Here is an 11,908-nt window from a genome sequence, read left to right on the forward strand (position 1 = left end):
TCGCTCGGCATGACAACCATGTCGTAGTGAGTTATTTCAATAAGTTGTCAATGTCGGCTAGCAAGGGTGGGTTGCTCGGGCGGGCGGCGTCTAAGGAAGCAGCTTGGCCTTGCTTATCGATCAGGACGTAGCGCGGAATCGGCGGCGCATTCAAGAACTTCGCTAGTTTCGAATCGGGGGCGAGCAGATAATGCTGCGTGCCTGGTTGGGCTAGTTGTTCTTTCTCCAACGATTTGAGCCACTTGCCTTTGTCTCGATCTACGGAAAAATAGACGAACTGCACCTCTTTGCCAGTTAGCTTGGTTTGGAGTTTAGCTGATGCGGGCATTTCGGCCAGACAGGGGCCGCACCAGCTCGCCCACAAGTCAAGATAAAGCACTTTGCCTCGGTTGCGTGCTAGCATTTGCGCCCAAGTAGAAGTTTCGCCAGTGGTACTGAGCAGAGGCGTGTTCAGCAAATCTGGCTCTAGCTGGAGTATCCTAGGTCGGTTACTTACGCTGTCTATATACTGCACGTAGTCGGGAGTAGCGCAGTCCCGGCGAAACCGCTCTAGGTACGAGTTGAAGCTAGGCAGGTGCTTACCTAGGTTTTGTTTAAGCAAGTAAAACAAGGCGTAGTCGCGGGTTCTTCCGCGCAGTGCCGAGCTAGCCTGTTGGTACATCGTCTCTAGCTCCTGTGGGGTGCCGTGAGCGGCGCGGCTCAGGTAACGGACATAATCGTACGCAAGCACCCGGTAGTCCTGGGTAGTAAATAAGAGTGTGTCGTTCGTCAAAAAATGTTCTACCCCGATGGCGTCGAGCGTTTGCATGTAAGAAGCAGGGAACTGGTCAAAGACACGCTCCTTGCCATAATAGGGGGAGAAAAGTGCCGTTAGGTACTGAGCCCGAATTCGATGGCAGGCAAAGGTGACGAAAGCAGGCGCTAAGTGGAGCGAATCGTTGTAGCGCTTCAGCAAGGCCATGCGGCGGTCAAACTTCTCGCAAAGACCTGCCATTTGGAAAGGGTAGCGAGCATTGAAAAACAGCCCCGCAGCGTCTGGCAATCCTATTCCAATATGCCGCGTATTCAGCTCGGTGAAGAAGTTGAGTTCTGCTAAGCGGACTTTGCTGGATTTCGAACCACGGAAGGTGTAATAGGGCCACTTGTTGAGGTGCGTCTGAACATAAATCGTGTCTCCTGGCTGCGCATAGATCGTAGCTTGCTCCATATCGTTACTAAGGCGGAAGCACAAGGGCACTTTCGTAGCTATCTGCAAAGGCTGCCAGCGACCGGCCACGGTATCGAGGCGAAAGAATGGGGTAATATTATCCTGAAATTGATCCTGGTAGTAGACAAACGGTCGGCGCTCGTTTGAACTTTCACTAATGAAGGTGATAAACTGCGATGGCTGTGCATTAACGAGGTCTACGCGCAAGAGCAGCAAAAGCAGCCCAAGAAGTTTGGTTGTTGGATGCATACGTATGGATAGATAAAGGTGGAATAGCTAGGGTATCTGCCGAAAAAGCACCTCTCGGCTTATTTCGTAGCACGGCGGCAAGCCACCGGGTAAGTTGGGTCCTGTTTACATGTAAAGCGCTGAACGTAAGAGGTTTTATTGCTGAACGATAACTAGGAAATAACTAGTGTCTCTGGTTGAGGAAATTCTTATGGCTAGGAAATTATGGGGTGGCTAGGGTCGTGAAATAGCCTGCTCATAGGCTAGCATTAGAGCTGAACAGCCAGGAGGAAGCGCATGGCTAGGAAGCCAAAAAGCCAAAATCTCGCTCCTGCTCTGCCGCAAACAATTGCCCGCTGCGAGGCCTTATGCAAGTACCACAACCAACACCACCTCCCTCATGAAATACAACCTGTTAGGCAATACCGGCCTGAAAGTATCGGAGCTCTGCCTCGGCACCATGACCTTTGGCGGCCGCGGCTGGGCGCAAGCCATCGGCTCGCTCGGGCAAGAGCAAGTAGATGAAATTATGAAGCGCTCCATCGACGCGGGCATCAACTTCATCGACACGGCCAACGTGTACTCCGAAGGCTTATCGGAGGAACTGACCGGCCAATCCTTCCGCAACCTAGGTATCGACCGCCACGACCTAGTGCTGGCCACCAAAGTGCGCGGCAAAATGGGTGAAGGCCCCAACCAAGTCGGCCTCACCCGCAAGCACATCATGGACCAGGCCGAGGCTAGCCTCAAGCGCCTGAACACCGACTACATCGACCTGTATCAAATTCATAGCTACGACCCGCTCACGCCGCTGGAAGAAACCCTGCGCGCCCTCGACGACCTTGTGCGCAGTGGCAAAGTGCGCTACATCGGGGCCAGCAACCTAGCGGCTTGGCAGCTGATGAAGGCGCTGTCGTACTCGACCTATAACCACGTCGAGAAGTTTGTGTCGCTGCAAGCCTACTACACCATTGCAGGCCGCGACCTGGAGCGCGAATTGGTGCCGTTGCTGCAAGATCAGAAAGTGGGCCTGATGGTATGGAGCCCGCTGGCGGGCGGTTTCCTGAGCGGCAAATACACCCGCCAGAACCAGGGCGAAGAAGGCTCGCGCCGCACTGGCTTCGACTTCCCGCCCGTGGATAAAGAAAAAGCCTACGACATCATCGACGCTTTGCAGCCGCTGGCCGAAGCCAAGGGCGCTACCGTGGCGCAAGTGGCCCTAGCTTGGCTCCTGCATCAGCCCGTCGTGACGAGCGTAATTATCGGGGCTAAAAAAATGGACCAACTGGAAGACAACCTGAAAGCTGTAGACGTACAGCTCACGCCCGAAGACCTGCAAAAGCTGGATGAGGTCAGCAAGCTGGCGCCCGAGTATCCGGGCTGGATGCTGGACTTTACGGTAGGCGACCGGCAGATATAAGCAATCCAAAAGCTGGCTCAACGAAAAGGCTCCTACCTAGTAGGAGCCTTTTTCGTGTCTGTTGTCTTATAAGGGATGCACATCTGCGTCGTTGCTGACGCCAGTATCTGTATCATCGTAGCCGCCAGTGTCTGCGTCTGATGCTTGCGGATCAGCTAGAGTATCTTCTTGCGTGGTCGCTTCCTCGGAGCTTGGCGTGCTAGGGGGCGACGCTGCTGTAGCTTGGGCTTGCGGTGTGGCTTCTGGTACTTCCTCAGTTAGCGGCAACGCATTCGTCGTAGCGGGTTGGCTATCCGTGGTATTTTGTGCAGCGGTATCCTTGAGGGCAGGGTTAGCTGGGTTCTTGGGATCAAGGGAGGCGAGCGTCATGGCGTGAGCAGGTAAAGGGTCCTAGGTTTTCTGTACGTGGTCAACTGAGTGGTAGTTTGAACTCAACCGTGTCTCTTGTTTTATTTATCTGCTTGAGCACTGCCGACTTGTGCACCGTGGGGAATAAATAAAGCCCTGAAAAATAATAAAGGATAAATTTGTCCTTTATAAAATGCGCTTCTATCTTGCATCAAAATTCGAAACAGATGTTTTCCAAGGCGTGCGAATACGGGATACGGGCCATGATATACATTGGCCAGCAGTCGGCCGACTTCGGACGCCGCGTAGGCCTGAAAGACATAGCCGCTGAAATCGACTCGCCCGAGGCCTTCACGGCCAAGGTGCTACAGGGCCTGGTGCGTCAGCAATTGGTGACGTCGGTGAAGGGGCCCACCGGGGGCTTTGAGCTAACGCCGGAACAGCTACGCACCGTAACACTCAAGCAAATTGTAGTAGCCATCGATGGGCCCGATATCCTGCAAGGCTGTGCGTTGGGGCTGCCACAGTGTTCGGCCAAACAGCCGTGTCCTATGCATTTTCAATTCTTGCCTATTCGCGACCAACTCAATGAATTGCTGCGCACGCACACTATTGGCGAGCTAGCAGGGAAGGTGCACGATGGCCTAGCCTTTTTAAAGCGATAACTTTTTATTTCCCCAAATACCGGACAAAAATGTCCGGTAATAAAAATCAAATTTTATGACTCCTGAGCAGAAGAGTTTGGTGACGGCAACTGTGGGCACCCTGAAAGAGCACGGCGTAGCACTGACCACGTATTTCTATCGGCGCATGTTCACGCACCATCCTGAGTTGAAGAATGTCTTCAACATGGGAAATCAACAGAATGGCAAGCAGCAAACCGCGCTGGCTATGGCGGTGCTAGCGTATGCTGAGCACATCGAAGACCCGTCGGTGCTCGTGGGGGCCCTCACCAAAATCGGGCACAAGCACGTTAGCCTCGACATCCGGCCGGAGCACTACGCCATTGTGGGTAAGCACCTGCTCGCCTCCATTGGTGAGGTGCTGGGCGAAGCAGCAACGCCGGCTTTACTCGATGCTTGGGGAGCGGCTTACCAACAGCTAGCCGCTTTAATGAGCAGCTTGGAAAGCGGCCTGTATCGCAACGCAGTGGCGCAGGAAGGGGGCTGGACGGGGTGGCGTCCCTTCACTGTGTGTCGTAAGGTGGCGGAATCGGCAGAAATTACTTCCTTCTATCTATACCCCAGGGATGGGGGCAACGTAGCACCCTTTGTGCCCGGACAGTATGTAAGCCTGCGCTTGTTTTTGCCGGAGCTGAATCTGTTTCAACCGCGCCAATACAGCCTCTCCAATGCTCCTAACCAAGTATACTACCGCATTTCGGTGAAGCGAGAAGCTGGTAGCCCTCAACACCCGAGCGGTATGATTAGCAACCGCTTGCACGAATTTGTGCAGGAGGGCGATATGGTGGAGCTAGCTTCACCGGCCGGCGATTTTGTATTGGCGGTCGACAAACCAACGCCCGTGGTGTTTGTTAGCGGTGGGGTGGGGCAAACGCCACTGCTGAGCATGCTGGAACACTTAGTAACGACTGGCAGCCAACGCGAAATTATGTGGGTGCATGGCAGCCGCAACGCCACGGTACACGCCTTCCGCCAACCTGTAGCACAACTGGCCAGCGACTACGACAATGTGCACCAGCACTTCTTCTACGACTCGCTGGAGCCCCACCTGAAAGCAGAGGGGCATTATGAAGGCATTGTGGATCTGCGCAGGCTTAACGGCGGTGCCCTGCTGCGGGAAGCGGATTATTATCTGTGCGGGCCGACGCCTTTTATTCGCAAACAGGTACAAGATCTAAGCGCCATGGGTATTCCGCGCGAGGCTATTCATTACGAGGAGTTCGGGCCAGCCACGCTGACCTTGTGATATAGAGGCTAGGTGCCCCAACAACTTTTCCCCTAGGTTCCCCTAGCCTTTCTACCTTTGCACTAGAAATCGGAAGCAGACTTTGAGTCGGCTGGCTGCCCAAGCTTCGGCTTGTGGCAGTAGCCGCTTCGCGGTGCCGGCTCGCATCTGCTGTTATCCTAGCCTCTCTTCTGTGCAACAACTCGAAAATAGCATCAAAGCGGCGCTCAGCGCGGCCATCCAGCAAGCATTCGGCGCGCAGGTGCCGGCCGAGCAGCTCACCTTGCAGCCCACCCGCAAAGACTTCGCGGGCTCGTTTACCCTCGTTACGTTTCCGCTGACCAAGACGTTAGGCAAAGGCCCCGAGCAAATTGGGCAAGCCTTGGGCGAGTGGCTCGTGGCCAACGAAGCCCGCGTGAGTGGCTTCAACGTGGTGAAAGGTTTCTTGAACCTGGAAATTGCCGACCGCGAGTGGGTGCGCCTCTTCACCGAACTCAGCCAGCGCCCCGACAATGCTCCGGTGCCCACCGGCGGGCCGCAGCACGTGGTGGTGGAGTATTCCTCGCCCAACACCAACAAGCCCCTGCACCTAGGCCACCTGCGCAACAACTTCTTGGGCTACTCGGTGGCCGAGATTCTGAAGGCAACTGGGGCTACCGTGACGAAGGCAAACCTAGTGAACGACCGCGGCATCCACATCTGCAAGTCGATGCTGGCGTACCAGGAGTTTGGTCACAATGAGACGCCGGAGGAAGCGGGCATCAAAGGCGACCACCTCATTGGCAAGTACTACGTGCTGTTTGAGAAGCACTACCGCGAGCAGGTGCGCCAGCTCGAAACGGAAGGCGTGGCCTCCGACATCGCCAAGCGTCAGGCGCCCATGATGCTGGAAGCCCAAGACATGCTGCGTGCCTGGGAAGCCGGCGACGAGGAAGTGGTCAGCCTCTGGCGCCAAATGAACGGTTGGGTGTACGAAGGCTTCGACGAAACCTACGCCACCATCGGCGTCGATTTCGACAAGATGTACTACGAGTCGGAAACGTACCTGCTAGGCAAGGAACGGGTGGAAGAAGGCCTGCAAAAAGGCGTTTTCTTCCGCAAAGACGACGGCTCCGTGTGGGTAGATCTGAAGGAAGAAGGCCTTGACGAGAAGCTACTGCTCCGCGCCGATGGCACCAGCGTGTACATCACCCAGGACCTAGGTACGGCCGAGCTGAAGTACCAGGATTTTGGCTACGACCTCTCGGTCTATGTCATTGCCGACGAGCAGAACTACCACATGCAGGTGTTGAAGGCGGTGCTCAAAAAGCTAGGCAAGCCCTACGCCGACGCCATTTACCACCTCAGCTACGGCATGGTCGATCTGCCCTCCGGCAAAATGAAAAGCCGCGAAGGTACCGTAGTCGATGCCGATGAACTGGTGCAGGAAGTGACCGATGCAGCCCGCCAAGCTACCAACGAGCTAGGCAAGATCGAAGGCCTAAGCGAGCAGGAAGCCGAGCATCTCTACCGCATGCTGGGCCTAGGTGCCCTGAAATACTACCTGCTAAAAGTAGACCCCAAGAAGCGCATGCTCTTCAACCCGGAAGAGTCGGTGCAGCTGCAAGGACATACAGGACCGTTCATCCAGTATTCGCACGCCCGTATTGCCGCTATTCGTCGCAAAGCGGCTGAGCTAGGTCTAAGTGAAACCGCTGACCTAGCTAGCCTGCCTGCCTTGCACGAAACCGAAGTAGGTATGGTGCAGGAACTGGCCCGCTATTCCAGCGTAGTGACGGAAGCTGCCAACACGATGTCGCCGGCCATCATTGCGCAGTACGCCTACGATCTAGCCAAAGCGTACAACCGCTTCTATACCGAAGTGCCCGTGTTTGGCGAAGTTGACGAGACCAAGCGCAATTTCCGTGTGGCGCTATCGGCGCAAACCGGTCGCATGATCAAAGCATCAATGCGGCTGCTGGGTATCGACGTACCCGAGCGGATGTAAACCGGCTGTTGAAATCCTGCTGTCATCCTGACGAAGGAAGGACCTTGTTCTGCCCGAACGAATCGTAGCAACGATTATCGTTCGAACGGAATAAGGTCCTTCCTTCGTCAGGATGACAGAGACCTTTTGAGCGGCAGCAAATTTTAGATGATAAGAAGTAGCGTAATTAGAGTAAAATTCAATCAATGAAAAGTGTAGCAGTGTACTGCGGTGCCAGCATAGGCAACAATGATATCTACCGACAGCAGGCCGATGCCATGGGTCGAGCCCTGGCCGAGCGCGGCATGACACTCGTCTTCGGTGGTGGCCACGTGGGCCTGATGGGTGCCGTTGCCGACGGCGTACTGCGCCACGGTGGCAAGGCCATTGGCGTTATTCCTGATTTTCTTGCTAACAAAGAGCTGGCCCACCTAGGTCTGACGGAGCTGCACGTCGTTAAATCCATGCATGAGCGCAAGCTGATGATGGCCGACCTGGCCGAGGGCTTCGTGGCGATGCCCGGCGGCTATGGCACCTTAGAAGAGCTGTTTGAAGTGCTGACTTGGGGCCAACTCGGCTTGCACCCCAAACCCGTGGCCGTACTCAACGTGAATGGCTACTATAACCACCTGCTCGCCGCGCTGGATACCATGCAGCAGGAAGGCTTGCTCAAAATAGAAAACCGCCGCCAATTGTTGGAAGATGAAACCCCCAACGGCTTGCTCGATAAGATGCTGGCGTACCGGCCCGTTACCGTCGAGAAGTGGCTTACGCCGCCCACGACCTAAGCTAGCCGCTGGTTGTCGTTCCGGGCGCGGGGAGAAAGCTAAGTCGCCGTAACAATGGCCTACCTAGGTTCCGCCCGGCATCGAGCGTGACCGGCGTTCTGTGGAATGACAATCCAATTCAGGCTAGGAAATCGTACCTTCAGGCTGCTGAAACATTCGGCTGCCAATTGTGGTTAGCTGGGTATAAAACTCCCCCTTTTTATGAAAGCTTCTTTCCTCTTTTTGCTGGGTACGCTAGGTGCCATCAGCTTATCATCCAGCACCTTTGTCACTCAGCCTGCTATGGCCACCACCGAGACTGCACCCCGTCCTGCCACCGGCACCGTGTACGACTACACCGTGAAAACCATCGACGGCAAAGACGTGAAGCTGAGCAAGTACAAAGGCAAGAAGCTGCTCATCGTGAATACGGCTTCGAAGTGCGGTTTCACGCCGCAGTACAAAGAGCTGGAGGAGCTATCCAAGAAGTACGGCGATAAAGTAACGGTGCTAGGTTTTCCTTCCAACAGCTTCAACCAGGAGCTAGCTTCCAACATGGAAGTTGCCTCGTTTTGCGAGAAAAACTACGGCGTAACGTTCCCACTGTTCAGCACCATTCCAGTGAAAGGCGATGATGCTGATCCGCTCTACAAATTTTTAGCTGACAAGCAGAAGAATGGTGCCGTAGCCGACGCTCCCACCTGGAACTTCTGCAAGTACCTCGTGGATGAGAAAGGCCATGTTGTAGCGTTTTACCCTTCGAAGGTGAAGCCGTTGAGCGACGAGCTAGTAGCAGCTATCACGAAGTAAGACTGCTCCGATTTTTTTCAGGCTATTTTGCTAGAACGTCATGCTGAGCTGGCCGAAGCATCTCTACCGCAATGCTAATCCTCGCTAAAGGATATGCCATTATAGTGGAAATGCTTCGGCCAGCTTAGCATGACGTTCTTTCGTTTTTTAGGGCTGTGTTCTTATTCTGCCTTTTATGTCGTCTACTGTAACTCCCGCTCCTAGTCCGGTAAAGGCTTGGATTTCAGCTTTTCGGCCGCGCACACTGCCGCTGGCCTTAGCTAGCATCTTCACCGGTGGTTTCCTAGCAGCTGCTGCTGGCCGCTTCAACGGCCTAGTGCTAGGTCTTGCCGTGCTGACCACCATCTTGCTTCAAATCTTGAGCAACCTCGCCAACGACTACGGCGACTCCCAAAACGGCGCCGATAGTGTACACCGCGAAGGCCCGCAGCGCGCTGTGCAAAGCGGCGCTATCACGCCAGCGCAGATGAAGCGTGGCATGAGCATTTTTGGGCTGCTAGCTTTGGTGGCCGGTTTGGCACTGCTATGGGTGGCCCTAGGTACGGCTGGCGCCTGGATCTTCGGAGCGTTCTTCGTACTCGGCTTATCAGCCATTTGGGCGGCCGTCAACTACACAGCCGGCTCTAAGCCCTATGGCTACGCAGGCCTAGGCGACGTATCCGTGTTTATCTTCTTTGGTATGGTGGGCGTCTGCGGTACGTATTTTCTTCAAACGCGTGAGCTACCCCTGGCCGTGCTATTACCTGCCGCTGCGCTCGGCTGCTTCGCCACGGCAGTGCTAAACGTCAATAACATTCGCGACATCCGTTCCGATGAGCTAGCCGGCAAAATCACCATTCCGGTGCGGTTGGGGCCAAGCCATGCGCGGCGTTACCACTGGCTACTGTTGGTGCTAGGTTTCGGCTGCGCTGTAGTGTACGTGGCCCTCACGTATCATTCGCCCTGGCAGTGGCTGTTTGTACTTGCAACGCCGCTATTACTGCGTAATGGCTTACAGGTGTGGCAGCGCCAAGAATCCATGCAACTCGACCCGCTGCTGAAGCAAATGGCCCTGACGACGCTAGTGTTTACGGTGCTATTTGGGGTAGGGCAGGTGGTAGGTTAAACTTTGCAACCTGTAACCAAGAAGTGATTGATACTAGTACAAGCGGTAAGTACATTGCTTCCCTGCATTATCATTATCTACGAACTTACTCGTTTAATAGGAAGCAAAACCTGTCAGATCTTTATTTGACAGATGACAATGGGGTGTTTCATGCTTCAGCAGTTTCAATAAAGAAATTGCAAGCAACATCAGCAGAAGTATTGTGGTTGCGCAAGGTTCTTGAGACTCCTGTTAAAGATGCAATCTATTGGATGTGTAAACCTATCTATCGAGATGCCATTGTTTTCTATAATGAAGAAGATAAAATCATTTCTATTTTAAACGTCTGTCTGGAGTGTAGTTTCATGCAAACTGAGCAGCAAGAAATTATTGAAGGTGATGACAGTATGTATCCAAGACTAAAAGAGTTCTTCAAAAGTATCGGGCATGAAGTAGAGAAATAGCTATAATAAGAACAAAAGCCCCCGCTGCTCTCGCAGCGGGGGCTTTTGTTTTGTTTCTGTCAGACTTACTCCGCACTCGGTGCTACTGGTGCAGCACTCACCGCGTCGGGTGCGCCGCCTTCCCCGTGCGGTCGACGGCCGTTGCGGTTGCGGCCGCCCCGCTTACGACGGCGCTGGCCTTCCGTTTGTTCGCCTCCTTCGGCGCGCGGCTCACGCGGCGCTTCGCCTTCTGGGCGGGGTGCGCGTGGTGGGCGAGGGGCCCGTGGCTCCTTCACTACGGGAGTGGCGTCTGCTTCGGCGGGCGCTGTCCCATTTTCAGGGGCTGCAACTACCGGACGCTCTTCACGGCGCGGGCCACGACCACCGTCGCGCCGACGCTCGCCGCCTTCACCGCGGGGCTTGTCGCCTTCGCGCCGTGGGCCACGACCGTTGCGGTCGGAGCTACCACCGCGCCCGTCGCGTCCCCCAATTTTGCCACGCAAGCCGCTGAAGCGCTTCGGATCAAACTCAGGGGCCGGACCTAGGCCTAGCTCTTCGGTGATGTTAATCTTTTCTATCTCGCGCTCAATCAGCTTCTCGATCTTCACCACGCGGTCCTGATCTTGGTCGCTGATGAAGGTGATGGCCGTGCCGGTAGTCGCGGCGCGGGCCGTGCGGCCGATACGGTGCACATAATCCTCGGCGGCGCGGGGAATGTCGTAGTTCACCACGTGGCTCAGTGAGTCGATATCAATGCCGCGGCTCAGCACGTCAGTGGCGACCAAAATCGGAAACTGCTTGTTCTTGAACTCCCGCATGATCTTCTCCCGCTCTTCCTGCGTCCGGTCGGAGGAGATGCCCTGGGCTACGTAGCCTAGCTTGTTGATTGCCCGCACAATACCGCCCACGGCCGCTTTCTGCGAGGTAAACAGCACCATGCTTTGCACATTCTGGCTCTTGAGCAAGTGCTCCAACAAGTAGATCTTCTGGCGGTCGAAAGCCATATAGAACTGCTGGTTGATGCCCTCCGCCGGCTTCGATACAGCCAAGCGAATTTCCTCCGGCTGGTTTAGCAGCTGCTTCGAGAATTCTTTGATCTTGTTGGGCATGGTGGCCGAAAACAGCAGCGTCTGGCGCTCTTTCGGCAAGTGACGCACGATGCTCAGGATGTCATCTGAGAAGCCCATGTCCATCATCTTATCCGCCTCGTCGAGCACTAGGTAGTTGAGCTTGTCGAAGTTAACATAGCCCATTTGCATGTGCGCAATCAGGCGGCCCGGCGTGGCGATAATGATGTCGGCGCCGCCGGTGAGGGCGCGCTTCTGCTGTTCCCACCCTTCGCTTTTACCGCCGCCATAGATGGCAATGCTGCTCGCTTCCACGAAGTAGCCGAAGCCAGTCACTTGCTCGTCGATCTGGGTGGCTAGCTCGCGCGTAGGCACCAAGATGAGCGTGCTGGTGTGGTCGTGGTTAGCGTGGGAAATTTTATCGAGCAGCGGGATAAGATAAGCTGCAGTCTTACCAGTGCCGGTTTGGGCGCAAGCAATCAGGTCTTTGCCTTCGATAATCTTGGGAATGGCCTGCTCCTGAATGGGCGTGGCCTGTAAATAATTCATGGCGTCCACGCCGGCCAACAGGTCGTCGTGGAGATTAAAGTCGTGAAACGTCAAAGTTCAGCGAATTACTAGTGAAGAATGGCTGACCCTGCGTTTCCGGTCAGCAAACCG

General features: G+C 55.0%; 11 protein-coding genes. 8 read left to right on the forward strand and 3 right to left on the reverse strand.

Translation table 11 applies throughout. From position 1 onward, the window contains the following. Positions 1 to 31: 31 nt before the first annotated feature. Entirely contained in the window at positions 32 to 1,456 is a 1,425-nt protein-coding gene (locus BXP70_RS09430; protein ID WP_086593818.1) for a TlpA family protein disulfide reductase, read from the reverse strand. Between the two features lie 379 nt (positions 1,457 to 1,835). Between BXP70_RS09430 and BXP70_RS09435 the strand changes: the two genes are divergently transcribed. Continuing rightward, on the forward strand, positions 1,836 to 2,855 hold the full coding sequence (locus BXP70_RS09435; protein WP_086593819.1) for an aldo/keto reductase: 1,020 nt from the start codon (positions 1,836 to 1,838) through the stop codon (positions 2,853 to 2,855). 66 nt (positions 2,856 to 2,921) lie between these two features. On the opposite strand, the gene BXP70_RS09440 is transcribed toward BXP70_RS09435, so the two are convergent. Further along, entirely contained in the window at positions 2,922 to 3,224 is a 303-nt protein-coding gene (locus BXP70_RS09440; RefSeq protein WP_086593820.1) for a hypothetical protein, read from the reverse strand. A gap of 206 nt (positions 3,225 to 3,430) precedes the next feature. Between BXP70_RS09440 and BXP70_RS09445 the strand changes: the two genes are divergently transcribed. The 7 genes from BXP70_RS09445 to BXP70_RS09475 all read left to right on the forward strand — a co-directional run bounded on the left by BXP70_RS09445 (position 3,431) and on the right by BXP70_RS09475 (position 10,202). Beyond that, positions 3,431 to 3,868, forward strand: coding sequence for an RrF2 family transcriptional regulator (locus BXP70_RS09445; protein ID WP_086593821.1), 438 nt, complete (start codon positions 3,431 to 3,433; stop codon positions 3,866 to 3,868). Between the two features lie 55 nt (positions 3,869 to 3,923). Continuing rightward, a complete protein-coding gene (gene hmpA, locus BXP70_RS09450; RefSeq protein ID WP_086593822.1) occupies positions 3,924 to 5,132 on the forward strand; it encodes an NO-inducible flavohemoprotein in 1,209 nt (402 codons plus the stop codon). Between the two features lie 172 nt (positions 5,133 to 5,304). Beyond that, entirely contained in the window at positions 5,305 to 7,098 is a 1,794-nt protein-coding gene (gene argS / locus BXP70_RS09455; protein ID WP_086593823.1) for an arginine--tRNA ligase, read from the forward strand. A 185-nt stretch (positions 7,099 to 7,283) separates the two neighbouring features. Continuing rightward, complete coding sequence (locus tag BXP70_RS09460; protein WP_086593824.1) at positions 7,284 to 7,865, forward strand: LOG family protein; 582 nt, start codon at positions 7,284 to 7,286, stop codon at positions 7,863 to 7,865. Positions 7,866 to 8,066: 201 nt separating this feature from the next. Further along, positions 8,067 to 8,654, forward strand: a complete 588-nt coding sequence (locus tag BXP70_RS09465) for a glutathione peroxidase (protein WP_086593825.1) — start codon at positions 8,067 to 8,069, stop codon at positions 8,652 to 8,654. Positions 8,655 to 8,829: 175 nt separating this feature from the next. After that, positions 8,830 to 9,759 (forward strand): 1,4-dihydroxy-2-naphthoate polyprenyltransferase, encoded by a 930-nt coding sequence (locus tag BXP70_RS09470; RefSeq protein WP_086593826.1) that lies wholly within the window; start codon positions 8,830 to 8,832, stop codon positions 9,757 to 9,759. A 125-nt stretch (positions 9,760 to 9,884) separates the two neighbouring features. Further along, positions 9,885 to 10,202, forward strand: coding sequence for a hypothetical protein (locus tag BXP70_RS09475; RefSeq protein WP_143436432.1), 318 nt, complete (start codon positions 9,885 to 9,887; stop codon positions 10,200 to 10,202). A gap of 65 nt (positions 10,203 to 10,267) precedes the next feature. Here BXP70_RS09475 and BXP70_RS09480 read toward each other — a convergent pair whose 3' ends face one another. Next, on the reverse strand, positions 10,268 to 11,797 hold the full coding sequence (locus BXP70_RS09480) for a DEAD/DEAH box helicase (RefSeq protein ID WP_086594178.1): 1,530 nt from the start codon (positions 11,795 to 11,797) through the stop codon (positions 10,268 to 10,270). Positions 11,798 to 11,908: the final 111 nt, after the last annotated feature.

The organism is Hymenobacter crusticola (assembly GCF_002154225.1).
Taxonomy (GTDB): domain Bacteria; phylum Bacteroidota; class Bacteroidia; order Cytophagales; family Hymenobacteraceae; genus Hymenobacter; species Hymenobacter crusticola.

Coding starts and splice junctions, on each gene's coding strand:
- BXP70_RS09430 (WP_086593818.1), bottom strand. CDS start 1,456: ATGCATCCAACAACCAAACTTCTTGGGCTGCTTTTGCTGCTCTTGCGC.
- BXP70_RS09435 (WP_086593819.1), top strand. CDS start 1,836: ATGAAATACAACCTGTTAGGCAATACCGGCCTGAAAGTATCGGAGCTC.
- BXP70_RS09440 (WP_086593820.1), bottom strand. CDS start 3,224: ATGACGCTCGCCTCCCTTGATCCCAAGAACCCAGCTAACCCTGCCCTC.
- BXP70_RS09445 (WP_086593821.1), top strand. CDS start 3,431: ATGTTTTCCAAGGCGTGCGAATACGGGATACGGGCCATGATATACATT.
- hmpA (WP_086593822.1), top strand. CDS start 3,924: ATGACTCCTGAGCAGAAGAGTTTGGTGACGGCAACTGTGGGCACCCTG.
- BXP70_RS09460 (WP_086593824.1), top strand. CDS start 7,284: ATGAAAAGTGTAGCAGTGTACTGCGGTGCCAGCATAGGCAACAATGAT.
- BXP70_RS09465 (WP_086593825.1), top strand. CDS start 8,067: ATGAAAGCTTCTTTCCTCTTTTTGCTGGGTACGCTAGGTGCCATCAGC.
- BXP70_RS09470 (WP_086593826.1), top strand. CDS start 8,830: ATGTCGTCTACTGTAACTCCCGCTCCTAGTCCGGTAAAGGCTTGGATT.
- BXP70_RS09480 (WP_086594178.1), bottom strand. CDS start 11,797: ATGAATTATTTACAGGCCACGCCCATTCAGGAGCAGGCCATTCCCAAG.